Genomic DNA, 26,249 nt, shown 5'->3' with positions numbered 1-26,249 from the left:
GCCATTCCACCGCCGAGGCATTGCCAGGGATCTGCTCCGATGGTAGACATCTGAGAAATCGATTTCCCAGCATCGTGAGGTCTCCGCCCATGACCAGATTCACGCGCTCCATCGCCCTGCTCGTCGGCGCACTGCTGGTGCTCCCGGCTGCAGCTTTTCAGCCAGCCTCAGCCGCCGGTACGCCGTACGCGGTGGCCGGCGCCGGCGCGAAGGGCAACGGCCCGGTGGGGTGGGACGTCTACCGGCACCTCGACCGGCTGCCCGAGCTGCAGACCGGAGTACGGACCAAGCAGTTCTCCAGCTTCGGCCGGGACGGCACGAACAACGACGGCTTCGACGGCACCTACTCCTGCCTGCGTACGACGGCCGCCGGCTGCGTCATCGCCGAGGCGCAGGGCGCCGGCGAGATCGCCTCGATCTGGTTCACCCGCGACGAGGGCGACGTCCGCAAGACCGGCAAGATCACCGTCGAGGTCGACGGCCGGACCGTTCTCGACGCGCAGCTGCAGGATGTCGTCGACGGCAAACTGGGCGCGCCCTTCGTCTACCCGCTGGTCGCGAACGCCCTGCAGAGCTCCGGTGGCGTCTATCTCCGCGTCCCGATGCCCTACCAGAAGTCGATGCGCGTCACCGTGCAGAACAACCCGCTCTTCTACCACGTCGACTACCGCGAGTTCCCAGATGCGACCGGGATATCGACGTTCGACCCGACCGACAAAGCCGAGGATGTCATCGCGCTCCTGAACCACTCCGGCACCCAGGACCCGAAGCCCCAGGCCAGTGGCGCGACGACTACCGCGAAGGGCGTGAACCTTGCCCCCGGCAAGCAACTCACGCTCGCGGACAACGCCGGGCCGGGCGAGATCAGCGCCCTCAGACTGAAGCTGCCGCAGCTCGTCGGCCTCGACCTGAAGACCTTCGCCGACGACGGCCGCGCGTTCCTCGGCGGCAGCCAGTTCACGATGAAGGTCGACCCCGGGAACACCGGCGTGAAGCTGATCCGCCGGATGGATCTGCGGATCGGCAATCAGCGCGCGAAGATCTTCGTCGACGGCGTGCCGGCCGGCGAATGGGCACCGCTCCCCGCCAAGGGCGCGCAGTGGGCCGACCAGACGGTCGAGCTGCCCGCAGCGCTGACCGCCGGCAAGTCACAGCTCGTCATCCGCAACGAGTTCATCTCCTCGGACCTCGACTTCAACGAGTTCACCTACTGGGCCGACTCGGTCGTCGGTGCCACGGTCAAACGCACCGACACCCTCGACGTCGGTCCCGACCACGTGGCCGACGAGCAGGCGCACGCGTACTCGATCACCAACCAGAACTGGAGCGGCTCGCACTCGATGCCGTACGCCGCGACTGCGGACGACGCGGCCAGGGTGAAGTCATCCGATGCGCTCCTGGCCGGAGTACGGGTGCAGGTCACTGTCGACGGGAAGAAGCGGGTGGACGCCCCGCTCGGGGAGTTCTTCGGTTCCGGGCTCGGCGAGAACGAGGTGCGCTCGCTGTTCTTCGCAATGGACCCGAGCGGCTGGTACTCCGCCTGGTGGCCAATGCCCTACCTGGAAAGAGCCACAGTCACCCTGGTTAACACCACGCAGTACAAGCTTGAGGGGCAATCGGAGGTCACTGCAGCTCGCAGTACGCAAGCAGGTCTAGACCTGGTGACAGGCAAGTCCGGCTACTTCACTGCACTCTCCACGCGGGGTGAGGCGACCTTCGGCAGCGACTGGAAGATCGCGGAGGCAACAGGGCGGGGCAAGTTCGTCGGTGTCTCGCAGACGATGGAGGGGCTGCAGCCGGACGGCAACACCCGCGGCTATCTCGAAGGAGACGAGCGCGTGTACGTCGATGGCGAGCGGACTCCGGCGATCCATGGGACGGGTACTGAGGACTACTTCGAGTCCGGCTGGTACTTCAACCAAGGCACCTACTCCACACCGTTCCACGGCAACTCTGGTCATGAGGTGGCCGCAGGTGATTGCAAGAACGAGTGCGACAGTGCGTACCGACTGCACATCACCGACGCGGTCAGCTTCCAGAACCAGCTCACCTTCGGGATCGAGCACGGCCAGCAGGACGATCACCCGGCCGTCTACGGCACCACTGCCTTCCTGTACTCCGCTGCGCAGTTCGGCGCACGGGAGACGGACCGGATCGACACCGGTTCAGCTACTAGTCGCCAGCAGCACGGCTACACCGACAGCGGCACACAGGCAGAGCTCACAAGCGTCTATGAGGGCGACCACGACGACACTGCAATCACTGACCAGGTGCGCTCGACCACTGCGCCGATCCGGTTCACAGCGAAGGTCGATCCGATCAACGGAGGCGTGACGTTACGCCGTACAGGAGACCAGAACGTCGCCGGGCAGTCGGCCAAGGTCCTCGTCAACGGCAAGGACGCCGGGACCTGGTTGCAACCACTGGGCAACGCGAAACAGCGCTGGCTCGACGACAACTACCAGCTTCCGGCCGCGCTCACCTTCGGTCGCACCGAGCTGACCATCGAGCTACGACCAACCGGACCGGCCTGGACCGCCGCCGCGTACGCCGTACAGTCCCTCGTCATCCCGTACGCCGACCGCCAACCCCCGTCGCGCCCGGCGGACCTGGTCGCGAAGAGCCGCGCCGACAACGCGATCGCACTGAGCTGGTCCGACTCCACCGACGACAGCGGTATCGCCCGGTACAACATCTATGCAGCCAAGAAGGGCAGCGCAGAAAAGCTGATCGGCAGCAGCACACTCCCTGGCTATGTGCACAAGGGGCTCGGTCTAGAGGAGACCTGGATCTACCGGGTAGAGGCGGTCGACCTGGTCGGGCACCTGAGCGCCAAGTCAGCCAAAGCAGAGGGCACCTCTGGCAGCACCATCAGGCTGGAAGCAGAGTCGCTCCTGCCGGCCGTGTCAGCGACTGTGCCGGTGGATCCGCAGGGCAACTGCTGTGGGGTCAACTGGTCAGGCGGCAGCCAGCTCTGGATCCATGGGAGCAAGGCAGGCGACAAGGTGGTCCTGCAGTTCGCAGTACCGACAGCGGGGACCTACAAGGTGTCAACCTCTCTGACCAAGGCCGCTGACTACGGCATCGCCGAGTTGGCGATCGACGGCAAAGCGCCGGTCACCTTCGACGGCTACAGCCCGACCGGAGTCACCACGCAGAACGTCGATCTCAATGCCCGAGTGCTGACGGCCGGCACTCATCAGCTGAGCATCACGCTGACCGGCAAGAACTCAGCGGCGATCGGCTACCTGGCCGGCGTGGACTTCGTCGACCTGGAGCTCAACACGATGCGCGATGTTCCCTACAGCCACACGGACCGGGTCGTTGCTGCAGGCAAGTTCGTGAAGGTCTACGACCCGAGTGTGGGCGAGACCAGCCCGTGGTACTACAACGACCACACGATGGTGCAGGACCGCAAGACCGGTACATGGCATGTCTACGCGATCACCCACGCGGAACCGGCGAACCCGCTCGACGAGAAGAGCTTCGGACACGCGACTGCGCCGTCACCGAACGGCCCATGGACCAAGCAGCCGCCTGCATTGGTTGCGGATCCGGCGGCGGGGGAGAGTCACATCTGGGCGCCCTACGTCCTGTACGACGCGGGCACCTACTACATGTTCTACGCAGGCGGGACGCCCGACCATACGGCGTACCGGATGCAGTTGGCGACGTCGACCGATCTGGTGCACTGGACCCGGAGTACGGCGAATCCCTTGTTCACGGACGGCTTCGACGGACGCGACCCGATGGTGCACAAGGTTGGGAACCAGTGGGTCATGTACTACACAGCCAACTCGGAACCGAGCGGTGGGAACCACATCGTCGCCTACCGGACCAGCACGGACCTCAAGCACTGGAGCGCACGGCAGACGGCTTTCAAGCACCCGGAGGTCGGGACCTTCGGTGGGCCGACCGAGTCGCCGTTCGTGGTGCAGCGGGGGAAGGACTGGTACCTGTTCGTCTGCTGCGACGGAGGCTATGAATCCACCAAGGTCTACAAGAGCAAGGACCCGTTGCACTTCAGCCTTGACCAACTGGTCGGCACCATCCAGTCGCATGCGGCCGAGGTGGTGCAGGACGGCGACCAGTGGTTCGTCACCGGCGCGGGCTGGGGCAAGGGTGGTCTCTACCTTGCTCCACTCGACTTCAACGCCCTGCAAGTCACCAAGGGTCATGTGATCAGCAACAAGTACTACCGGGCCACCATCCAGACGGCTCCCAAGGCAGTGCTGACCGCACTAGACGTAGACCCCACCGGCCAAGCAAATTATCGACCTGCGCTCGATCACTCATCCCGCGGCACCACGCCCTACCTAGGCGTGGGCACCTTCGGCAACACAGACCTAGCCGGCCCAGCGACCGTCGAAAGCCAGCCAGGTCACCTCAAACTGAGCATGCCCTTCGGCGACGAACCAGTCACCGCCGACTGGACCTTCGACTTCGGCACGACGACCTTCGACACCAGCTTGACCTGGAAAGTCACCGGCCCCACTACGGCTCCGGTCTGGGAAGTCTCCTTCAACGTGGACTCGGCCCTCGCCAACCAGGGCGACCCCGGCGGTTTCGACCGCAACGGCGACATCCCCGGCTTCCCCGACTGGTCGATGGCCACCGGCCCTGGCCTCAGCATCGTCACCGCCTACAAACACGGCTCGGCCTGGGCAGAGGACAACCACTGGTACGACGCCCCGACCGGTACCGTCGCCTGGCAACCTCTCTGGCAACCAGGTAGCCGCCCCCTCCCACCAGGCACCTACCCCGGCGGCACCTGGCGTCTCGCCTTCTCCGCCACCGAGAAGGACACCGCCCTGGCCGACAAACTCGCCGGAGACCTCAACTAGTGTCGGAGGCATGACCACACCAACCCTGGACCCCCGGAGTACAGCGCTGATCCTGATCGACCTGATGCCACGCATCGTCGCGCTGGACACGGCACCGTTGTCCGGTCACGAGGTGCTCGAACGCTGTGTCGCGCTGGCCCAGGCGACCCGCGCCGCCGGTGGGCTGGTCGTCAACGTGCGGGTCGAACGGCCCAACGTCGTCGTCCAGCCCGCGGGCAGCGAGTTCGCGCCCGAACTCGATCCGCAGCCTGGTGATCTGGAGATCGTGAAGCGGACGGTCGGTGCTTTTCACCAGACAGGCTTGGACGACGCACTACAGACGCGCGGCATCGAGACCGTGGTTCTCGGTGGTATCGCCACCAACTTCGGGGTCGAGTCCACAGGCCGGGTCGCGGACGAGCACGGCTACCGCACGATCTACGTCACCGACGCGATGACCGGCCTCGACGCCTACGCCCACGAATTCGCCGTCTCCTACGTCTTCCCCCGCTTCGGCGAAACCTGCACCGGCACGGAGTACGTGGCCGCCCTCAGCCGTCGGTGAACAGCGCGGCGTTCTCCCGGACCCACTCCTGCAAGGTCCGTGGCGGATGCCCGGTGACCGTTTCGACCGCATCGGTCACCGAGGTCTCGTCAACGTTGCCGTCGGCAAAGAAACCTTCGATCGCCTCGGCATAAGGCGCGGGCATCGACGCGAACAGCTCCTGGTGCGACTCTTCCCGGCTCAGCTCCTGCGCCACCAGCTTCCGCCCGAGCGCCTGCCCGAGAATCTCCACCTGCTCCGCGGGCTTCAACGCCACCGGCCCGGTCAGCCGGTACGCCGTACCCGCGTGCCCGTCCTCGGCCATCGCCCGGACAGCGACCTCCCCGATGTCCAGCGGGTGAATCGTCGAGATCGGTACGTCGGGGAACTGGACCCGGACCACATCGCCCGCCCGCAACTGGTCCCGCCAGCGAAGAGTGTTCGACATGAAGCTGTTCGGTCGCAGGAAGGTCCACTCCAGCCCGGAGGCGATCACGGCCCGCTCGGCAGCCAGGTGATACGCGGCGACCGCGTTGTCCGTGGACTTCCCGGCAATCGAGCTGCTCGACAGCAGGGCGATCCGCCGTACGCCGGCGCCGGCTGCCTTCGCGAGCAGCTCCTCGACCCGGTCGTAGCCGCTCAGCAAGAAGATGCCGGTCACGCCCGCGAGAGAAAACGTGTCCGCCTGATTGAGATCGCCGTACACGGCCTCGATCCCGGCCGGCAGCTCGACCTCTTTCCGAACGAGCGCCCGCCCTGGAAGCCCTTCCGCCGCCAGGGCCGCGACCACCGCGCCGCCCGCGTTCCCACTCGCACCCGTTACCAGAATCGTCATACCAGGCAGCCTTTCAGACGATGAGGCCAGCCGCTGCGATCGCGGCGCGAACCTCGCTGGTGGGATCGTCCTCGTGGTAGATCCGCTCGCTGGTCTCGATGTTGTCGAGGAAGCGCTGGTAGGTCACCGCACCGAGGAGTCGGGCGATCACCTTGATCGGTTCGAGGGCGGCCAACGGGTCGCAGCCCGGCAGGTGCTGCTTCCAGGCCGTAGTCCAGGTCTCTACCGCGTGCCCCTGCTTCTCGGCCGGTAGCCAGCCGCGAAGTCGCTCGATATCCGTCGCTGGATGGCCGATGTAGCTGTCGGCCCAGTCCACGATCCGTCCGTTCACCCCATCCGAGCGCCAGTTGCCCGGGTGGAAATCCCCATGTACCAAGGTGTTCGGCAGCCCGGCCGACTCCAGCCGTGCCACGATCGCAGGCAGCTCTTCGACCAGCCGCTGGGCCGCGACCACCTCATCCGGGGTCAACCGCTCACCAACCTGCCCAGCTAGCAGACCTGCCAACTCGCCAGCAAGGTCCTCCGGAAGCATCCGCGGCGTCCGTAGCGACGAGGGATCAATCGCTGCCTGTACTGCGACCCACCGGCTCACCACGTCGGTCACCGTCGCCAGCTCCGGTTCCCAGCAGTCGTTGCCCGGCACGTGTCGCAGCAGCGACCACCTGTTCTCCAGGTCGACTCCGAGCACCTCCGGAACCAGCAGAGCATCGTACTCACGAACCTGCTCGATCACGTCCGCGTCGACACTGCAGAAGCGACTGGTCGCCTTCGCCCAAGCACCCCCGTCGTCAGTGGCGAACCGGATCAGACACGAGAGATTCCACGTCTTCACCTGCGTCCAGTCAGTCGAGCCGAGGATCCCCGCGGCCCAGGAGATCAGCTTGTACGGCCCGTCCACCTCAGCCCAGGTCGCCCGCAACGGATCGAACGCGACCAGCGACTCCCACTCCTCCAACGGCGCCGGATCCAGTACCCCGGTCCGCGGATCACCCGCCGCCTGCACGTGATAGACAGCCCGCCCACCCCGCCCGACCTCAGCCTCGTCCGCATGTACGAGCCTCAGGATGACAGCCCGTACGCCGAGCGCCTGGTCCAGGTGCCGCGTCGCAGCCTCGATCTCGGCCCACCACGGCCGGTCCGCCACGAACTTCGGCAACCTCCCGGCGTACCGGCCTCCGACGCTCACCAGCGCATCCACGACCTTCGTCTCGTCCACCCCGCCAGTGTGGAGACCCCAGACCGTCCCGCCAACTGGATTACACCAGGCGGTGGAAGGTACGGGAACCGGAACGGAGAATGCGCGGTTCGGTGAGGTCGATGACCTCGTCGTGACGGTGCACCTTCTTGCCGTCGACCGCGACCGCGCCCTGGCCGATCAGCCGCCTGAGCTCGGTATTGCTCAGCTCAGGACGAGCCGCCTGCAACAACTCCAGCACAGTCGGTGCCGCGGTTTCCACCGACACCTCGGGAAGGTCGGCTGGAGTAGTGCGTCGGCTGAACTGCTCGATGAAGGCGGCACGCTCGGCCTTGGCGGTATTCGCCCCGTGGTAGCGGGTCACCACCGCCGAGGCGAGCGTGAGCTTGGCGTCGCGCGCAGCCGGGCCACCGTGCACGGCCGCTTCGCCCAGCGAGGCGACCGTGTCCAGCGGAAGCTCGGTGTAGACACGGGCCCACTCCTCGACGAGTTCGTCGGGCAGGCTCATCAGTTTGCCGAACTTGTCTCGCGACGTGTCCGTCAGGCTGACGAAGTTGTTCAGCGACTTCGACTGCTTCGGGCCGCCGTCCAGCCCCGGGGTGATCGAGCTGGTGATCAGCACCTGCGGTGGTGCGCCCAGGCGTTGCTGGAAGTGCCGGCCCATCTGCTCGTTGAACAGTTGGTCGGTGCCCACGATGGTGAGATCGCTGTTGATCGCGAAGCTGTCGTAGCCCTGCAGCACCGGGTAGATCAGCTCGTGCAAGCTGATCTCGCGGCCCTCGGCGACGCGGGTACGGAACATGTCCCGTGCCATCAGCTGGGCGTGCGTGACCTGGCTGAACAGTCCGAGCAGGGTCGCGGTGTCCATCGCGCCGAACCACTCCGAGTTGCGGCGGATCTCGAAGACGTCGGGCGAAGTTCGTAGTACGAGACCCACCTGTTCGACGAAGGCCGCCGCGTTCGCGTCGATCTCGGCCGGGGTGAGGACCGGGCGGGTCTCGGACCGGCCGGTGGGATCGCCGATCCGGGTGGTGAGATCGCCGAGCAGGAAGACGACCTGGTGGCCGAGGTCCTGCAGTTGCCGCATCATCCACAGGTTCACCGCGTGTCCCAGATGGAGGAACGGGGCGGTGCAGTCGACGCCGTACTTGATTCGCAACGGCCGCCCGGACGCGAGTCGCTCGCGCAGGTCGGCCTCGCCGACGATGCTGTCCGTCGTACGGCGTAGGCGGTCGAGCACGTCTGCTGTCTCTGGCATTTCGAGGGCTCCTCTCGGTTGGAGGCAGCCCAAGCCAGGTGCCTCCGGCAACGGAAAAGGCAGGAACCGGAGTGGTTCCTGCCTTGGAGGCTCTGGGGTGGATTCGGGGACTACTGCAGACCGGCTCTGCCCAGAGCCGGTCGATACCGCACGAATCGCTTGATCACGCGACCAGGCTAACAGCTCGCAGCTCGACTACGCTCGGTCAGGTGATGACGGAGAAGGTGATCCTGGTCGACGAGGCCGGGCGAGCGGTCGGGACCGAGGACAAAGCGACGGTTCACCATGCCGCGACGCCGCTGCACCTGGCCTTCTCCAGCTACGTCTTCGACCCGCAGGGCCGGTTGTTGCTGACGCAGCGTGCGCATTCGAAGAAGACCTGGCCGGGCGTCTGGACGAACAGTTGCTGCGGCCATCCGCTGCCGGGCGAGCCGATCGAGGACGCCGTACGCCGACGGCTTGCCGACGAGCTCGGGCTGGTCCCGTCGGCGGTCGAGCTGGTGCTGCCGAGGTTCCGGTACCGGGCCGAGATGCCCGACGGGGTGGTGGAGAACGAGCTCTGCCCGGTGTTCCGGGTCAGCTGCACGGGTGATCCGACGCCGGATCCGGCCGAGGTCGCGGCGTACAAATGGGTGGACTGGCCGCGTTCCGGCGTACAGGCTGGCCTCGAGGCCGCAGTACGGACCGAGCTTTCGCCTTGGTGCGTGTTGCAGGTGCGGGAGCTGTCGCTTCTCGGTGAGGTGCCGGGGGAGTGGGCGGTGGCTGACCCGGAGTTGCTGCCGCCTGCGGCACAGGTTTGAAGGGCAGGGACATGAACGACCTGGTGATCCGCGAGGCCGTGAGCGATGCGGACTACGAGCAGTGGCGGCAGGTGCGGATCGCGGTGCTGCCATACGAACGTTGCCCGAGCCTCGCCGAGCTGCGCGATCTCGACAAGCCCGGGCGGCTGATGCTGCTGGCCGAACGCGACCATAACGTCGTCGGACACGGGTTGTCCGACGAGTCCAACGAGAGCGGCCGTGCCGCCGTCGTACCGCGGGTTGTTCCGGAGGCGCGTAGGCAGGGAGTCGGTACGGCGTTGCTGCTCGCGCTCGCCGACCATGCCGTTGCCCAGGGCTACGATCGCACCGGCTGCACGGTGGACGACGCCGGCTCGGTGGTCTTCGCCGAGAAGTTCGGTTTCGCCGAGGTGAGCCGCCAGGTCGAGCAGGTCCGCAGGATCGGCACCGAACCCTGGCCGGCGCAACCCACCGGTTACCAGGTGGTCTCCGTCGCCGAGCGCCCGGAACTCTGGCCGCTCGCCTACGAGCAGGTCGCCCTCCCGACCTTCCCCGACATGGACGTCCCCAGCCTGCTGAACGTCTCCGCTCACGACTGGGCCACCGAGTGGCTCACCGACCCCGAGGCGATGTTCGTCGCCGTCGCCGACGACCAGCCCATCGGCGTAGCCGGCCTCCTCCCGGACCCCGACAAACCCGAGCGCGCCGAGGTCGCCTACACCGGCGTACGCCGCGAATGGCGCGGCAAGTCGGTCGCCGCCACCCTCAAACGCACCAGCATGGCCTGGGCCGCCGACCACGGCATCACCGACATCTACACCTGGACCCAGCAAGGCAACACCGCCATGCGAGCCCTCAACGAACACCTCGGCTTCACCTACGGCATCACCAGCATCGACGTCCGAGCCGCTCTGCCACTAACAAAACAAGAGATACCTGGCTGAGTGCCTGACGGCCACCGCGCGCTGCGCAAAGGTCGCCATCGCCCGACGCAAGGCAAGTCGGTCAATAGTTTCTGAGCGAGCCCCAAATGATGGTGAGCGAGGCCTGTCACCCCAGCTCAGTCCTCGGGCGACCTGAAAGCGCACCGTTGAGGCTCCTCCCAGGCGTGCGGCACACGCGAGCAACAAAGGTGCCGGCCGATAGAGGTGCGGATCATCAATCGCCATCGCCATCGCCATCGCCATCGCCATCGCCCTCGCGCGCTCTCGCCCACGGGCGCCGTGATCGCGGCATCCGGCATCGGTGAGACAAGGCATCGACCCGCACCGGACGCTCAGTTCTCCCCACTGATCGGCTGCATCTCGCGGCCGCACATCGTTCAGCCGGACAAGGTCCGTCGGCCCCTTGTTCGCTGACGTTGCCTCCGGCAACCATTGGCGTCTAGCCGGATTCAGATGACTACACGTTTTGGCGGTCTGGTCGGGTGTGATGTTTTCCCTTGTGGATAAGGCGAAACTGCCCTGGTCCTGGTTTGTTGCGCTGCACTGCGGAAGCGTATAGTCGAACACATGTTCCCCATCGAGTTCGCTGACTGCGACGCCGCCGAGACCCTCGCCCGGGTCGAAGCCGCTCACGCGCGTCAGCGGCAATGTGAACTCGACCAGATCCTCCTCGCCCAGCACTACGCCGCCCTCCACCCGGTCCCCACCCACAACCCCGGTCTGCCCGGTGGTGAACGCGCCCACGTCTACGGCGGCGAAGGCTGCCCTCGGATCGCCGAGTTCGCCCCCGCCGAATACGGCGCCGTCACCGGAGTCTCCGCGTTCTCCGCCGCCCGCTTCCTCGGCCAATGCGTCGCGCTGCCCGCCCGGTTCCCGCTCACCTGGCAACGCGTCCTCACCGGCCACGCCACCGCCTGGAAAGCCCGCCAGCTCGCCCAGGACTGCGTCACGCTGTCGCTGGAAGCCGCGAGTATCGTCGACCACCGCGTCGCCGACATCATCGACACCGTCACCGGCCCCCAACTGGCCACCATCAAAAAGACCGCGATCTGGGACGCCGACCCCGAAGCCGCCCGCGCCAAAGCCGAAGCCGAAGCCAAGGAACGCGGCGTCTGGGTCGGCCGCACCGACAACCACGGCAGCACCACCTTGTTCATCAAGGCCTGCACCGGCGGCATCTTGTCCCTCAACGCCACCATCACCCAACTCGCCGAAGCCCTCGCCGCCACCGGCGACACCAGCACCCTCGACCACCGCCGAGCCAAAGCCGCCACCCTCCTAGCCGACCCCGACCTAGCCACAGACCTCCTCACCGCCACCCACCACCTCCCCACCACCAACCCCGCGTCCAGCACCGATCCAGCCCCCACCAGCAGCCAACCCGCCCCCACCACCGAACCGCCCGCCAGCACCGAACCCGCCCCCACCACCGAACCGCCCGCCAGCACTGAACCGGCAAGCGCCAGCCACAATCCGCCCGGTACCAACCCCACCGGAACCGTCTCCGACCAGACCCGCCAGGCCCATCACACCAGCCAACCCGGGCCGGACTACCTCAACCGCCCGCACCAGTTCCCCGAGCCCGGCCCGAACGACGAGGCCGACCGCGACACCCCACCCCCGAACGCACCGCACCACCCACTCGACTCCACCACGGCTCCGGTTGAGCCGGCCGCCCACCACGCCACCCGCGCCGACGCCGCACCGCTGTCCGATCTCACCGAGCCCCGCGCGGAAGCTGAAGCCGACCGCGACACCCCACCCCCCAACACCCCACCCCCCAACACCCCCGATCACCCCCTCGACCAAGCAGTCGCCCTCCCGGCGACACCAAACCCACACCACCCTCCCAGCCAGGCCCAGGCACGCCGCGCGGAGGAACCACCCCGCGCGGGTGAACCACCCCGCCGGGGAGAACCACCCGCGCCGGTCGACAACCCTGCCCCCGAGGGCATGGACGCTGCCGCACGCCTCGAACTACGCCGCAAACTCGAAACCATCCGACGCGACCCCGCCAACCGCGGCCGCCGGACCTTTCAAACCGTCCTCACCATCCACATCACCGACGAAACCCTCCGTACCGGCCAAGGCATCGCCCGCATCGAAGGCTACGGACCCGTCTACACCCACCAACTCGAAGAACTCCTCGGCCACCACCGCATCGTCGTCCGCCCCGTCAACGACCTCAACACCCCCATCAGCGTCCACAGCTACGAAATCCCCGACCGCCTCCGCGACCAGATCAACCTCCGCTACCCCATTGAGCAATTCCCCTACGGCACCACCGAAACCACCACCACCACAGACCTCGACCACATCCAGCCCTACCACCCCGCAAACACCGAACCACAAACCCGCACCGACAACCTCAACCCACTACGCCGCTACAACCACCGACTCAAAACCCACGGCGCCTGGAACGTCCGCCGCATCACCCGCACACCTTGGAATGGACCACCCCCCACGGCTACCAATTCCACGTCGACCACAACGGCACCCACCCCATCCCCTGACGTCTCGAGACCCATCTCGGTCGATGCCGCACGTAGGTGACTACCGGCTGCACAAGACATGCCGGCTGTCGAAAGGTGTTCCCTTAAGCCCTTCGCAGTGATGTCTTTGATGTAGCTGACGTGGCTCCATGGCGCGTAGCGGCTGTGGCGCGTTGTCGTTATCTGGAGTGTTGTCGACGCTCCGCAGACTGTTGTGGGTCGGTCTGCGCAGCACCGGGCTGCCTGCGGACCAGGCGTTCCCATACGAGGTGCTTCTAACTTCTGGACCGCTGGGCCCGGCGTGGTCGACCTTCGCTGGAGGAGTGCGAATCGAGGTCGCGCTGGCGATCCAACTCGCCGGCACAAGCAGCAGCCCACGGCGACCTCCTCGCCGCCACGACGCGGACGGCCGACCCCTGGCAGGCTGGCGCGGGTGATGCCTTCAGTGAAGGTGTCGTGGGCGGAGCGAACTCACACAGCGTTTGCCCATCCGGCTGGGTCGTCACCGGATGGGATAGCTCTGATGCCGCGCCACAGCGCGAGTGCTTGGAGCCATTGGTGTTCGAGGTGGGTCAGTGGCCGCACTGACTGATACCCCTCGAGAAGGGTGTCGCGAACACCTGCGGGTGTCGGTTGCCACTTGGTGAAGCGGGTGCCGAGCAAGACGAATGCGTTCGCGAGGTCGCTGATGCAGTAATCCCAGCCAACCTCGTCGAAGTCGATGACGGCAAGGATCTTCGAGCCGGCCGTGAGGATGTTGGAGGCCCGGTAATCGTTGTGGATCAGCTGGGGCTCGGCATCGATCTGCGACAGCGACGCAATCTGGTCGCGCAGTCTTGCTGACGCGTCCGGCACCCTCCCTACGTCCTCAAGCTCCAACCACGTCTCAATCCGCTGGCACAAGTCCAAAGACTGGCCGCGGTCGGGCTCGATCAGCCGGCTGTCCCTATGGATGCCCAAGGCGACGTGCAAGGTCGCCAGGCAAGCACCCGCCTGACGGACCGCAGTCTCATCAGTGATATCAAGCAGGTCGCCATCTATCTGGGGTTGCACCGTCATCGACAGCGGCGATGAACCGGAGTCAACGATCACTCGACGCTGACCATCGACCGAGGTCAGTGGCGGCGCAACAAGCACCCCTTGCTTGTGAAGCCCCCCGAGCAAATCTGCGATTGCGGTGAACCTGACGAACTGGTCCCGGGCTCGAGACCACTTCGCCACCAACGCTCCCTGATCGGTGCAGACCCAGGCGATGGCGTTGTCGCCGCTGATGACGATCCGCTCGCAGTCCTCCACCTCGACGGCCCAAGCCTGGGCGAGACCCTTGGTGAGCCAGTTGACCGCTCCGTCGAAGCTGTCAAGGCCGAACCGACGCTGCATGGCACTCTGCGGCTCGGTCGATTCCCACAGCATCGACAGTCCCGGCGGAAACACCTTGCGGAGTTTACGACAAGCAGGAGCGTGCCTCGCATGACTGCTGAGAATTGAAGCCACTCTCAGGCCCGTCCGCGCGACGCCCTTGTCCGCCGGGGATGACCCTGCTGCATCTGACGGATGGGTCTCGCCCGTCATCGAGCTGTTAGAGAAGGCGGTCAACGCGGGAAGGGGCGTTGGTCAGCTGGTTTGGGTCAGTTCTTGGAGTAGGGCGGGGCCGGGCCAGGGGGTGTGGGGGCCGTGTTCGGTGGTGTGGATGAGGGCTACGAGTTTGGCGTTGATGGGGGCTGGGCGGTTGAGGGAATCGGCCAGGCGGACCACCTCGCCGTTGATGTAGTCGATTTCGGTGGGGCGGCCGGCTTGGAGGTCTTCCCACATGGAGGTGCGGGCGAGGGGATCGATGGCGAGGGCTTTGCCGGCAACGCGTTGGTAGATGAAGTCGGGGAGCCGGAGGAGCATGGGGAAGCGGCGCGGGGAGATCGCCAGCAGCTGGGCGGGTTTGATGCCGGCCGCGTCCAGGAGGGTGAGTGTCTCGGATTGGGCAGCGGCCAGGCAACGGCGGAACGAGCGTTGCGAGAGCTCGTCGAGTAACGGGAGATCCGACAGGGCGTTGATCGGGTTGTTCAGGTTGAGCAGGAGTTTCGCCCACTGCACGGGCAGCAGATCGGTATGCTGCTTCAGTGGCAGGCCGGCCTTGGCGAAGGCTTCGACGTACGGCGTGAGCGCAGCGTGCTCCTGGATCTCCAGCCCGCCCGAGGTGCCCTGGTGGAACGTGCCGCCACCTCGATTCAGCACGTTGAACGGGACCATCCCGGACAGCACCACCTGATCCCGCAACCGCTCGCGCAGAACGTCAGCGTTGCGGATGCCGTTCTGGAAACTCACCACGACAGCACCAGGCTTCAGTACTCCGGCCAGCTCGTCAGCCGCCGTCGCCGTGGCCGCCGACTTCACCGTCACCAGCACCAACTGAGCGTCCGCCACCCCGGAAGGCCCAGTCTCGAACAGCACGTCCCGCACCCGGAGATCGGCGCCCAGGTAGTCGGTGAGGTGCAGCCCATGCGCAGCGACCTCGTCGGCCATCCGTTGCCGCCCGACCAGCGTCACCGGCGTACCGGTCGCCGCCAGCCGTCCGCCCAGATAACAACCGATCCCGCCGGCCCCGTACACCGCGATCCGCACCACGCCGTCCTCCCGATCCACTCGTCCGCCGTGACCAGACGCTACCTCGGTCACCAGGAGACGAGGGCGACCGTGCGGTCGCAACGGCCGGCGAGAGCCTCCGGACGGTCCTCCTGGTCCATCGGTCCCCCTCCCGTCGATGGGCCAGGTGGTGGGAGGCTCTCGTCGGCCGGCCACCGGTCCGCCGGCTCAGTGCAGGCGGACACGGGGGTCGAGGACGGCGTACACGACGTCGACCAGGATGTTGGCGACCACCACGGCCGCCGAGGCGAACAGGACGATCCCGATGATCACCGGGAGGTCCTGCTGGTTGATCGCGGTCACCGCGGTCTTGCCCAGCCCCGGCAGGCTGAACACCGTCTCGGTGACGACCACGCCACCGATCAGCTGGCCGAGGTCGATCCCGAACTGGGTGACGACCGGGGTCAGTGCGCTGCGCAGCCCGTGCCGGACGATCACCCGGCGTTCCCGGATGCCCTTCGACCGCGCAGTACGGATGTAGTCCTCGCCGAGTACGTCGAGCATCGAGCCGCGGGTCAACCGGGTATAGGTTGCCGCCAGCAACAAGGCGAGGGCTAGCCACGGCAGCACCAGGTGCTGCACCCAGGCGCCGAGGCCCTGGGACAAGCCGCTGTAGCCGCCGGCGGGGAACCAGGTGTAGCCGGCCAGGGTGAGCCGGAAGTACAGGAAGTACAGGAGCAGCAGGCCGAGCAGGAACGACGGGAACGAGTAGAAGAACAAGGCGAACAGGGTGAGCCCGCGATCGGCCAGCGAGCGCGGGTGTACCGCGGAGATCACCCCGTTGAACACACCGAGCAGCAACCACAGCACCGAGGCGCCGAGGGCGAGCGACAACGTCACCGGCAAGGCCTGCCCGATGATCGTCGTCACGGCGACCTGGTGGTAGTAGTCGTAGCCGAGGTTGCCCTGGACGGCGTTCTCGATGAAGTGCAGGTACTGCTTCCAGATCGGCAGGTCGAGCCCGAGCCGGTGCTGGATCAGCGCGATCGTCTCCGGCGTCGCCTGCCGGCCGGCCAGCGTCTGCGCAACGTTGCTAGGGGCAACGAAGAACAGCCCGAAGACGGCCACCGTGATCAGCCAGAGCACCAGAATGCCGTGGCCGAGACGGCGGATCAGGAACAGAGCCATGGGACACCTTCCTCAGCGCAGTCGGTCGGCTCGTGGGTCGAAGGCATCCCGGACGCCGTCGCCGAACAGGTTGAACGCGAGCGTGGTGATCAGCAGCGCGATCCCGGGGAAGAGGATGAACCACCACGCGGTCGTGTAGTAGTTCTGCGAGGAGCTGATCATCCCGCCCCAGTCGGCGGTTGGTGGCGGCAGCCCGAGGCCGAGGAAGGACAACGTCGCCTGGGTGACGATGACGACCGGGATCAGCAGCGTGGTGTAGACGATCACCGGCGCGAGCACGTTCGGCAGCACGTCGACGAACATGATCCGGGTGTCCCCGGCGCCGAGCGACCGGGCCGCCTCGACGAACTCACGTTCGCGCAGCGAGAGCACCTGGCCGCGGACGATCCGGGCCACCGACGCCCAGCTGAAGAAGCCGATCACCATCACCGTGACGGTCAGGCTGGGTCCGGTGACGGAGACCAGCGCGATCGCGACCAGCAGGAACGGCACCGACAGCACGACGTCGATCAGCCGGGCCAGCACGGTGTCGACGATCCCGCCGAGGAAGCCGGCGGCCAGGCCGAGGACGACCCCGATGGCCACCGTGATGGCGGTCGCGATCACCCCGACCAGCAGTGAAACCCTGGCACCGTAGGCGATCCGGACCAAGATGTCCCGGCCGAGGTCGTCGGTGCCGAGCCAGAAGGTGCCGTTCGGCCCGCGGGGCAAGCCGTCCGGGGTCAGCCCGATGTCGCGGTACTGCTCGTTCGGCGGATGCCCGGTGATCGCGGCGAACACCGGCGCGAAGATCGCCATCAGCACGATCAGCACGATCACGGCCAGCGAGATCATCGCCACCTTGTCCTTGCGCAACCGCCGGATCGCAAGCGAGAACGGACTCCGTCCCTCGATCGCCTTGGCCGGTACGTCGGTGAGCACTTCCGCTAGGGCGGTCATGATGCCTTCAGGTTCGGTACGGCAGTCGACAGGTCTTCGCCTAGTCGCAAAGGGAAGAAGCAGGCCGCTTCGTGTTCGGGGTGCTCGGCTGCGATCGGCTCGAGTGCCGGTTCGCTGGCCGCGCACTCGTCCTTCGCCTTCGGGCACCGGGTGTGGAAGCGGCAGCCGACCGGTGGGTTGGTCGCGGACGGGATGTCGCCGGTCAGGATGATCCGCTCGCGACTGTCCGCGGTGTCCGGATCGCTCACCGGCAACGCCGAGAGCAGCGCCCTGGTGTACGGATGCCGGGTCTGCTCGAACAGCTCCTCGGTCGGCGAGATCTCGACGATCTTGCCCAGGTACATCACTGCGATCCGGTCGCTGACGTGCCGGACCACCGACAGGTCGTGCGAGATGAACACATAGGTCAGGTCGAACTCCCGCTGCAGATCGGCCAGCAGGTTGATGATCTGAGCCTGGATCGAGACGTCCAGCGCCGACACCGGCTCGTCGCAGATCACCAGCTTCGGCCGCAGCGCGAGCGCCCGGGCAACCCCGATCCGCTGCCGCTGGCCACCGGAGAAGTCGGCCGGGAACCTGTTGTAGTGCTCGGGATTCAGCCCGACCAGCTCCATCAGCTCCTGCGCCTTCTTCTTCCGTTCGGCGCCCTTGGAGATCCCGTGGATGGCGACGGGATCACCGATGATCGACCCGACCCGGCGACGCGGGTTCAACGAGCCGTACGGATCCTGGAAGATCATCTGGACCTCTCGGCGCAACGGCCGCATGTCCCGCCGGGAGAGCCCGGTCAGGTCGGTCCCGTCGAACCAGACCGAGCCCGACGTCACGTCGTACAGGTGTGCCATGCAGCGCGCCAGCGTCGACTTGCCGCAGCCGGTCTCGCCGACCAGGCCGAGGGTCTCGCCGCGCCGGACCTCCAGGGACACCCCGTCGACCGCGCGGACCGTTTCCTTGCGCTGGGTCGGGAACTCCTTGCGGACGTCCTGGAGCTTGAGAAGAGTTTCGGTCATGAAGCCACCGCCTCGTTCACGTCGTGACTGAGCCAGCAGGCCGACTGGTGCCGCGGGTCACCGGAGACGTCGGCCAACGGTGGTGCCTCGACCCGGCAGCGGTCGAAGACGTGCGGGCACCGGGCGGCGAACGGACAGCCGTCGCCCAGGCTGATCAGGCTCGGCGGCGACCCCGGGATCGGGGTCAGCCGCTTGCTGCTCTGCGACGGCAAGGACGCCAGCAGCCCTTGGGTGTAAGGGTGATGGTTGCGATAGAAGATCTCCCGCCGGGGCGCCTTCTCCATCGCCGCCCCGGCGTACATCACGATCACCTCGTCGGCCATCTCCGCGACCACCCCGAGGTCGTGGGTGATCAAGATGATCGCCGTCCCGAACTCCTCCTGGAGCCGGCGCATCACCGTCAGCACCTGCGCCTGCACGGTCACGTCCAGCGCGGTCGTCGGTTCGTCGGCGATCAGCAGCGCCGGGTCGAGCGCCATCGCCATCGCGATCATCACCCGTTGCCGCATCCCGCCGGAGAACTGGTGCGGGTAGTCGTCCAGCCGCTCGGCCGCCCGCGGGATCCCGACCAGGGTGAGCAGGTCCGCCGCCCGGCGGCGCGCCGCCTGCTTGGAGATCTGCCGGTCGTGCGCCTGGATCATCTCGACGATCTGCCAGCCGATCCGGTAGTGCGGATGCAGGCTGGACAACGGGTCCTGGAAGATCATCGCGATCTCGGCCCCGCGCAGCCGCCGCATCGTGGCCGCGTCCGCGGTGATCAGGTCGGTGCCGTCGAAGACCGCCGTACCGGAGACCTTCGCGCCCCGGGTCAGGCCGGTGATGGTCTGGGTCGCGACGCTCTTGCCGGACCCGGACTCGCCCACCACCGCCAGCGTCTGGCCGCGCTCGATGTCGAAGGACAGCCCCCGGACGGCGCGGACGGTGCCGTCCGGGGTGTCGAACGAGACCCGGAGATCTCGTACCTCGAGGAGAGCCACCGATCAGCCCTGCTTGCCCTTGGCCAGCCACACGTTGGTGGGGTCGTAGTTCTGCAGCGACGGCACGTAGACCGCGTTGTTCACCTGCGCCGCGTGGTAGTTCGCCTGCTTCGGGTTGGTGAGCGGGAAGAACGGAGCCTGCTCCATCACCTTCGCGTCGGCCTGGGCCCAGAGCGTCGCTGCCGCGTCCGTGGTGGGGGCCGCGAGCGCCTGCTGGATCAGGGCGTTCGTCGCGGGGTCGTTGAAGAGACCGAAGTTGCTGCCGATCGGCGGGTACGACGGCTCGCCGGAGAACAGCGGGTTGAAGAAGGACACCGCGGCGTTGCCGTACCAGTCCGCTCCCCAGCCGGCCAGTGAGAGATCCCAGACACCCTTCCGGGCGACGGACGGCACCTGCAGGTACTTCACATAGAAGTCAGCGTTGGGCGACGGTACGCCGACCACGGTGATGCCGGCCTTCGACAGATCCTGCTGGATCGTCTGGAAGGCCTTGCTGCTGCCCTCCGACGCGTTGCGGTACAGGAACTTCAGCGTGAGGTTCGGGTAGCCGGCCGCGGCGAGGAGTTGCTTCGCCTTGTCCGCGTCGTACGGATACGGGTCGATCTGCTTCGAGCCGGTGATCACATCGGGCAGGACGTGGGTGAGCGGTGGGTTGATGGTCGGTCCGCCGAGCACCTGCAGGATGTGCGCACGGTTCAGTGCGAAGCTGATCGCCTGCCGGACCTGCGGATTCGCCAGCGCCTTGTTGTTGTTCGGCGAAGCGGTGTTGTAGACGACGTACGGGTTGCTCGACGCGGTGTCGCCCAGGGTCAGGTTCGGGTCCTTCTTGGCGATCAGTGCGGGCAGCTGCGACGGCGGTGGCGCCACGTCGAACTCGAGGTCGGCGCTCGGCGTACCGGTCTGCAACTGCTGCTGGATGGAGTCCTGGGTGACCGTCTCGTTCACCACGATCTTGTCCACGTAGGCCTTGCGGACCGGGTCGGTCGCCGGGTCCCACGCGGGGTTGCGGGAGTAGTTGATCGACTTCGTCGGGACCCAGGAATCCACCTTGTAGGGGCCGTCGGAGGGCGCGTTGTTGCCCAGCTGGGTGCTGGCCGGCAGGTACTTCAGTACCTCGACCGGGGCCGGTGAGAAGGCCGGCAGGGTGAGCATGTCGACGAAGTACGTGGCCGGCTTGGTCAGGTGGAACTCGACCGTGGTGTCGTCCTTGGCCACCACACCCGGCAACGGCGTGTTGTCGATGTAGGCCTGGATCGCGGCCGGGGTCTTGGCGACCTTGGCGAAGCCGTCCGCGAACGACTTGAAGCCCTCGATCAGGCCGGCGTAGTCGGGGATGCCGCCGAACGGCTGCACCGGATTCGCGGTCCGCTTGACGCCGCGGACCATGTCGGCCGCGGTGACCTGGCGGGCCGGTGTGGTGTTCCACTTGGCGCCGGGCCGGATCTTGATCGTGTAGGTCTTGCCGTCGGCACTGATGCCGCCGTTGGCCGTGGTCGGGATGTCGGTGGCCAGGTCCGCCACCGGTGCGGTGTTCTTGCCGCCCGGATCGGCCGGGTAGGTGAAGAGCTGACGGCTCCACATCCGCAGGTTCAGGTAGCCGACGGAGTAGTAGCTGACGTTCGGATCCATGTAGTCGACGTCACCGGCTCCCAGCATGTTCAGGGTGCCGCCGGTGACCGCCGCGCCCGCATTCGTCGGGGGCCCGCCTGGTGTGGTTCCGTTGCTGTTGCACGCCGCGAGCGTGACCGCCATCGTCGCGACCAGGGATACGGCCGCGAGCCGCCTTACTGCCATGGGTCCTCCTCCAAGACTCGATACGGCTGAAAGTAGGACTGCGGGCGGCCGACGGCGGCGCGGTCACCGAAGCGTCAAGACCTTGTCATCCGGGCCGCGCCGCAACATGACGAATTCATGACCGATGTCACCTGTCGCCCTTTGGCGAGCCACACTGGTGAGGTGGCACACAGCTTGCTGTTGGTGGACGACGAGCCCCGGATCCGGCGGGTGCTTCGCCTTGCCCTCGAGGACGAGGGGTACGACGTCGCGGAGGCGGCGAACGGGCTCGACGCACTGGCGGCCCTGCGGCGTCAGCCACCCGACGTGGTGCTGCTCGACCTGATGCTGCCGGACCGGGACGGCTTCACGGTCTGTCGCGAGATCCGTCGTACGAGTGACGTTCCCGTCATCATGGTGACCGCGCGGGCCGACAGCCACGACGTGGTCGCCGGGCTCGAGGCGGGCGCGGACGACTATGTGACGAAACCACTGGTCGCCAAGGAGTTGTCGGCCCGGATCCGGGCGCTGCTCCGCCGGGTCGAGCCGGCCAGTACGCCGCAGTCGGACACCTTTCTGGTCGGCGACCTGGAGATCCACGTCGCCGCGGCGGAAGTGCTCCGCGACGGCGAGGTGCTGCCGTTGACCCGGACGGAGTTCAAGCTGCTGGTGGAACTGGCCGGCGCCGAGGGCAAGGTCTGCAGCCGTGAGCACCTGCTCTCGAAGGTCTGGGGCTACGGCTACTTCGGCGACAGCCGGATCGTCGATGTGCACATCCGCCGGCTGCGGCTGAAGATCGAGCGGGACCCGGCCGGCCCGAAGCACCTGGTCACCGCCCGCGGCCTCGGCTACCGACTGGTGAGTTGACCTTGCGACGGCGGTTCGGCCTGCGCGACCGGGTGATGCTGGCCTACGGCCTGCTCGCGCTCGGGTTGTCGACCGTGCTCGCGTTCGTCACCTTCGCCGTGGTGTCGAACTACCTGACCAGCCAGCGGGAGAATTCGGCGATCGTCGAGACCCGCGAGAACGCATCGGTCCTGTACTACGGGCTGTTCGGCCCGAATACCGACTGCCTGCCGAAGCGCAGCCCCAACCTCGGCGAGTGCAGCAGCATCGAGCCGCGACAGGGCGTCAACGTGCTGGCCCTGTTGTCCGCGTTGCCGTCGGCCGACTCGGCCACCTCGATGACGTACTACGACAACCGGTGGTACTCCGCGACCGGATCGCCCAACGATCTTCCCGCCGACATGCTGGCCGCGGTGCGCGCCGGTTCCGAGCAGCATCGCCGGATCGAGGTCGGCGGGCAGGAGGTGCTCGCGGTCGGCGTACCGATGGTCCTGTCGGGTGATGCGTTCTTCGAGTGGCATCCGGTGGGGCGTCTCGACCGGACCCTGCGGCTGCTGAAGGTCGCGCTGGTCGTCGCGGCGATCCTCACCGGCCTGCTCGGACTGGCGGTCGGCCGGCTGGCCAGCACGGTGGCTCTGCGGCCGTTGGCCAAGCTGACTCAGGTGGCGGCCGCGGTGGCCCGCGGGCGGCTCGACGCGCGGTTGCAGGCGGAGGACGATCCGGACCTCGGTGGGCTGGCCCGGTCGTTCAACCAGACCGCCGCGGCTCTGGAGCAACGGGTGATCGCCGACGCGCGGTTCGCGGGTGACATCAGCCATGAGCTCCGGACGCCGCTGATGACGATGCTCAACTCGATGCAGCTGATCCAGAACCATCGGGCCGAGCTGCCACCGGCCGTCCGCGAGCCGGTCGAACTGCTCGGCGACGACCTCGACCGGTTCCGGCGACTGGTGATCGACCTGCTGGAGATCTCCCGCGACGACGGCGGCGACCAGGGCAGCCGGGAGATCGTCCGGATCGCCGACCTGGTCCGGGCCGCGGCCGATACCGCCGCCGGGCGCGAGGTGACGACCGTCGCGCACGACGCGGAAGGGCTCACCCTGCAGGCCGACAAACGCCGGCTCGAACGGGTGATCGCGAACCTGGTGGAGAACGCCGAGTACCACGCGGGCGGCTGCAAAGGCGTTCTGGTCCAGGCGGGCGGGCTCGGCGCGCTCATCTATGTCGACGATGCCGGCCCCGGCGTACCGGTCGAGGACCGCGAGCGCATCTTCGAGCGGTTCGGGCGCAGCGAGGACAACCGGCGCGGCATCGGGCTGGGGCTGGCGATCGTGGCCCGGCACGTCGAATGGCACCACGGGACGATCCGGGTGAAGGACCGCCCCGAGGGCGGCGCGCGGTTCATCGTCGAGCTGCCCGCGAAAACCAGCTGACGACTCTTCGGCCTGCCTCTACGCTGGGGTCATGGCTACTTGCCTCTGTGTCTAGCTACACGACCCGCTTCCGTACCTGAAGTGCGTCCTGTAGTCATCACAGAGAGTAACCATCATGATCACCACCCGCGGTGTCGACCTGCGCGTCGGCGCTCAGCTTCTGTTGTCGGACCTGTCCTTCCACATCAGCCCCGGCGACCGCGTCGGTCTGGTCGGGCGGAACGGTGCCGGCAAGACCACCCTGATGCGCGCCTTGGCCGGCGAGATCCGCCCGGCCGCCGGCTCGATCGTGACCACCGGTTCCGTCGGCTACCTGCCGCAGGACCCGGCCGCGGCCGACCCGGCGCTGACCGTCACCGCGCGGATCCTGTCGGCGCGCGGTCTCGACACCGTCGTCCAGCGGCTGCGGAAGGCCGAGGCGGCGATGAGCACCGCCACCGGCGAGGCGCAGGAGCGGGCGATGGCCGCGTACGCGCGGGCCGAGACCGAGTTCCAGGCCGGCGGTGGCTACGCGGCAGAGGCCGAGGCGGCGCGGCTTGCCGCCGGCGTCGGGTTGCCGACGCGCGCTCTGGAGCAGCCGGTCGGGGAACTGTCCGGTGGGCAGCGCCGGCGGGTCGAGCTTGCCCGCATCCTGTTCGCCGATCACGGCATGCTGCTGCTCGACGAGCCGACCAACCACCTCGACGCGGATTCGGTCAGCTGGCTGCGTTTGTTCCTGCTCGGCTACCAAGGTGGTCTGGTAGTCATCAGCCACGACCAGGAGTTGCTCGCGGCAACGGTCAACCGGGTGTTCCAGCTGGATCCGCAGCGGCTCACGATCGACATCTACAACATGAGCTGGAAGAAGTACCTGGCCCAGTTGGAAACCGATGAGCGACGCCGCGCACGGGAACGGAACACGGCGGAACGCAAGGCAGCTGTGCTGCACGCCCAGGCGGCCAAGATGCAGGCCGGTGCTTCGACAGCCGTTGCCGCTCGCAACATGGCGCGCAGGGCAGACAAGCTGCTCTCCGACTTGGAGCCCGTACGGCGTACGTCGCGGGTGGCCCGCATTCGCCTGCCCGAGCCGGAGCCATCCGGACGGACTCCCTTGAGCGCAAGAGGCCTGACCAAGTCGTACGGCGGGTTGCAGGTGCTCAACGGTGTCGACCTCACCGTCGACCGGGGGAGCCGGTTGGTGATCCTGGGACTCAACGGTGCCGGGAAGACCACGTTGCTGAGGATCCTGGCCGGTCACGAGCAGGCCGACTCGGGTGAGGTCGTGCACGGATACGGGTTGCGGCTGGGGTACTTCGCGCAGGAGCACGACTTGCTCGATCTGGCGGGCACGGTTCGGCAGAACCTGGCCTCGGTGGCTCCCGGGTTGACCGACGGCGAAGTACGGAATGTCCTTGGATCGTTCCTGTTCAGTGGGGACGATGCGGACAAGCCTGCCGCCGTACTGTCGGGTGGTGAGAAGACCCGGCTGGCGCTGGCGGGGCTCGTGCATTCAGGGGCGAATGTGTTGCTGCTGGACGAGCCCACCAACAACCTGGATCCGGCTTCGCGGGACGAGGTGTTGGGGGCCGTCAGCAACTATCCTGGTGCGTTGGTGATGGTCACCCACGATGAGGGTGCGATCGAGGCACTGCAACCGGATCGGGTGTTGATCCTGCCGGATGCTGTTGAAGATCTGTGGACCGACGACTATCTGTCCCTGGTCTCACTCGCCTGAGTCCGGCCGCGGGGTTCTCAGTGGAGGCCCAGCTCTGCGGTGACCCAGGCGAGGCGGGCGTCCTTGGCGGGCTGGTCGAGGAAGTGGTCGGCCGTCTCGTACAGGCTCACCTTGGCGGTTGGTTTGGCGGCGCTGAAGGCCGCGCGGACCTCAGGCGTGACGAATCGGTCGCGGCCGGCCCACTGGAAGTAGGCGTCGTGGGACTTGCTGACGTTGTCGACCGGGTCCAGGCCTTGGAAGACTTTGCGGTAGGCAACGGCCTGGTCTTCTGGGAGGCCTAGCCAGAAGGTGTCGAACCAGTTGGCCCAGGTCGCGTCGCCGGCCATGAAGACCATCGCGTGGACCTTGCTGCTGAGCAGTGACGCGTACATCGCGCCGTAGTCGTGGCCGATCACAGCCGTTCTGGTGTGGTCGACGCCGTCCTGCTGGAGCAGGGTGTTGTAGGCCGCTTCGACTGCTTTGAGCTGGTTGGTGACCTTGGTGCGGTCGGTCTGGTCACCTACCGGGTCGCCCTCCCAGGGGAAGGTGAGCTGGGGGAGTAGAGCGGCGGCGCCTTTGCTGGCAAGGGTGATGGCTTCGGAGAGGAACTCCGTGCGGTTCTGCGTCGACGCCGGCGGCTCGAACCAGTGCAGGTAGAGCGCACCGGCAAGGTGGTTGTGATGCTTCGCCGGGCGGACCAGGTACGCCGTGACGGGTGCCTGTCCGGCCACCGGGATCTGGATGTCGGTCACCACGACCGGTACCGGCTGCTTCTTCTGTACTGCGCTCGATGCACCCGCTGCCGTGACGCCCAGGAACAGCGCGCCCACCACGGTCGCGATCAGGAACCTCTTCATCGCCCACCCCTTGTCCTCAGCTACTAAAATGCTTTAACAACTGACGACGCTAGAGCCGGGTAGGCCTGCCGGTCAAGACGGGAGAG

At 67.0% G+C, this 26,249-nt stretch carries 19 protein-coding genes; 8 read left to right on the top strand and 11 right to left on the bottom strand.

All coding sequences use genetic code 11. From position 1 onward, the window contains the following. Positions 1 to 89: 89 nt before the first annotated feature. Together ABZ004_RS16890 and ABZ004_RS16885 are read left to right on the top strand one after the other, a co-directional pair. Positions 90 to 4,844 (top strand): DUF2961 domain-containing protein, encoded by a 4,755-nt coding sequence (locus ABZ004_RS16890; RefSeq protein ID WP_355680780.1) that lies wholly within the window; start codon positions 90 to 92, stop codon positions 4,842 to 4,844. 10 nt (positions 4,845 to 4,854) lie between these two features. Then, the gene (locus ABZ004_RS16885) at positions 4,855 to 5,388 is read left to right on the top strand and encodes an isochorismatase family protein (RefSeq protein WP_355680779.1); all 534 of its coding nucleotides are present in this window, start codon (positions 4,855 to 4,857) and stop codon (positions 5,386 to 5,388) included. Here the strand turns inward: ABZ004_RS16885 and ABZ004_RS16880 are convergent. From ABZ004_RS16880 to tyrS, 3 genes are read right to left on the bottom strand one after another with little or no spacing between them, the layout of a single operon-like run. Next, the gene (locus ABZ004_RS16880) at positions 5,375 to 6,202 is read right to left on the bottom strand and encodes an NAD(P)H-binding protein (protein WP_355680778.1); all 828 of its coding nucleotides are present in this window, start codon (positions 6,200 to 6,202) and stop codon (positions 5,375 to 5,377) included. The genes ABZ004_RS16885 and ABZ004_RS16880 overlap by 14 nt on opposite strands. 13 nt (positions 6,203 to 6,215) lie before the next feature. After that, a complete protein-coding gene (locus ABZ004_RS16875; RefSeq protein WP_355680777.1) occupies positions 6,216 to 7,418 on the bottom strand; it encodes an aminoglycoside phosphotransferase family protein in 1,203 nt (400 codons plus the stop codon). Positions 7,419 to 7,458: 40 nt separating this feature from the next. Beyond that, positions 7,459 to 8,655, bottom strand: a complete 1,197-nt coding sequence (gene tyrS, locus ABZ004_RS16870; protein WP_355680776.1) for a tyrosine--tRNA ligase — start codon at positions 8,653 to 8,655, stop codon at positions 7,459 to 7,461. 212 nt (positions 8,656 to 8,867) lie between these two features. On the opposite strand from tyrS, the gene idi reads away from it, so the two are divergent. The 3 genes from idi (at position 8,868) to ABZ004_RS16855 (ending at position 12,931) form a co-directional block, all read left to right on the top strand. Then, positions 8,868 to 9,455 carry an isopentenyl-diphosphate Delta-isomerase gene (gene idi, locus ABZ004_RS16865; protein ID WP_355680905.1) on the top strand — a complete coding sequence of 196 codons (588 nt, stop codon included), beginning with the start codon at positions 8,868 to 8,870 and terminating at the stop codon, positions 9,453 to 9,455. 11 nt (positions 9,456 to 9,466) lie between these two features. After that, on the top strand, positions 9,467 to 10,378 hold the full coding sequence (locus tag ABZ004_RS16860) for a GNAT family N-acetyltransferase (protein WP_355680775.1): 912 nt from the start codon (positions 9,467 to 9,469) through the stop codon (positions 10,376 to 10,378). A gap of 567 nt (positions 10,379 to 10,945) precedes the next feature. After that, positions 10,946 to 12,931, top strand: a complete 1,986-nt coding sequence (locus tag ABZ004_RS16855; RefSeq protein WP_355680774.1) for a hypothetical protein — start codon at positions 10,946 to 10,948, stop codon at positions 12,929 to 12,931. Positions 12,932 to 13,341: 410 nt separating this feature from the next. Here ABZ004_RS16855 and ABZ004_RS16850 read toward each other — a convergent pair whose 3' ends face one another. The 7 genes from ABZ004_RS16850 to ABZ004_RS16820 form a co-directional block, all read right to left on the bottom strand. Next, entirely contained in the window at positions 13,342 to 14,304 is a 963-nt protein-coding gene (locus tag ABZ004_RS16850) for a phosphotransferase (RefSeq protein ID WP_355680773.1), read from the bottom strand. A 180-nt stretch (positions 14,305 to 14,484) separates the two neighbouring features. Next, on the bottom strand, positions 14,485 to 15,540 hold the full coding sequence (locus ABZ004_RS16845) for a 2-dehydropantoate 2-reductase (protein ID WP_355680772.1): 1,056 nt from the start codon (positions 15,538 to 15,540) through the stop codon (positions 14,485 to 14,487). Between the two features lie 135 nt (positions 15,541 to 15,675). Continuing rightward, entirely contained in the window at positions 15,676 to 16,635 is a 960-nt protein-coding gene (locus tag ABZ004_RS16840) for an ABC transporter permease (RefSeq protein ID WP_355680771.1), read from the bottom strand. A gap of 12 nt (positions 16,636 to 16,647) precedes the next feature. Beyond that, the gene (locus ABZ004_RS16835; RefSeq protein WP_355680770.1) at positions 16,648 to 17,574 is read right to left on the bottom strand and encodes an ABC transporter permease; all 927 of its coding nucleotides are present in this window, start codon (positions 17,572 to 17,574) and stop codon (positions 16,648 to 16,650) included. Continuing rightward, positions 17,571 to 18,584, bottom strand: a complete 1,014-nt coding sequence (locus tag ABZ004_RS16830) for an oligopeptide/dipeptide ABC transporter ATP-binding protein (RefSeq protein ID WP_355680769.1) — start codon at positions 18,582 to 18,584, stop codon at positions 17,571 to 17,573. Before ABZ004_RS16830 ends, ABZ004_RS16835 begins: the two co-directional genes overlap by 4 nt. Beyond that, on the bottom strand, positions 18,581 to 19,561 hold the full coding sequence (locus tag ABZ004_RS16825) for an ABC transporter ATP-binding protein (RefSeq protein WP_355680768.1): 981 nt from the start codon (positions 19,559 to 19,561) through the stop codon (positions 18,581 to 18,583). The genes ABZ004_RS16830 and ABZ004_RS16825 overlap by 4 nt, the downstream gene beginning before the upstream one ends. Positions 19,562 to 19,564: 3 nt before the next feature. Further along, on the bottom strand, positions 19,565 to 21,355 hold the full coding sequence (locus ABZ004_RS16820; protein ID WP_355680767.1) for an ABC transporter substrate-binding protein: 1,791 nt from the start codon (positions 21,353 to 21,355) through the stop codon (positions 19,565 to 19,567). Between the two features lie 162 nt (positions 21,356 to 21,517). Here ABZ004_RS16820 and ABZ004_RS16815 point away from each other — a divergent pair, with 162 nt between their 5' ends. The 3 genes from ABZ004_RS16815 to ABZ004_RS16805 all read left to right on the top strand — a co-directional run bounded on the left by ABZ004_RS16815 (position 21,518) and on the right by ABZ004_RS16805 (position 25,327). After that, a complete protein-coding gene (locus ABZ004_RS16815; protein WP_355680766.1) occupies positions 21,518 to 22,201 on the top strand; it encodes a response regulator transcription factor in 684 nt (227 codons plus the stop codon). Continuing rightward, positions 22,198 to 23,613: a HAMP domain-containing sensor histidine kinase gene (locus tag ABZ004_RS16810; protein ID WP_355680765.1), complete on the top strand. Its 1,416-nt coding sequence runs from the start codon at positions 22,198 to 22,200 to the stop codon at positions 23,611 to 23,613. The genes ABZ004_RS16815 and ABZ004_RS16810 overlap by 4 nt, the downstream gene beginning before the upstream one ends. Positions 23,614 to 23,728: 115 nt before the next feature. Then, positions 23,729 to 25,327, top strand: a complete 1,599-nt coding sequence (locus ABZ004_RS16805) for an ABC-F family ATP-binding cassette domain-containing protein (protein WP_355680764.1) — start codon at positions 23,729 to 23,731, stop codon at positions 25,325 to 25,327. 17 nt (positions 25,328 to 25,344) lie between these two features. Here the strand turns inward: ABZ004_RS16805 and ABZ004_RS16800 are convergent, their stop codons facing one another. Then, entirely contained in the window at positions 25,345 to 26,163 is an 819-nt protein-coding gene (locus ABZ004_RS16800) for a hypothetical protein (protein WP_355680763.1), read from the bottom strand. Positions 26,164 to 26,249 lie beyond the last annotated feature (86 nt).

The organism is Kribbella sp. NPDC006257 (assembly GCF_040613535.1).
Lineage (GTDB): Bacteria > Actinomycetota > Actinomycetes > Propionibacteriales > Kribbellaceae > Kribbella.
This window is presented reverse-complemented; position numbering and strand designations above follow the sequence as displayed.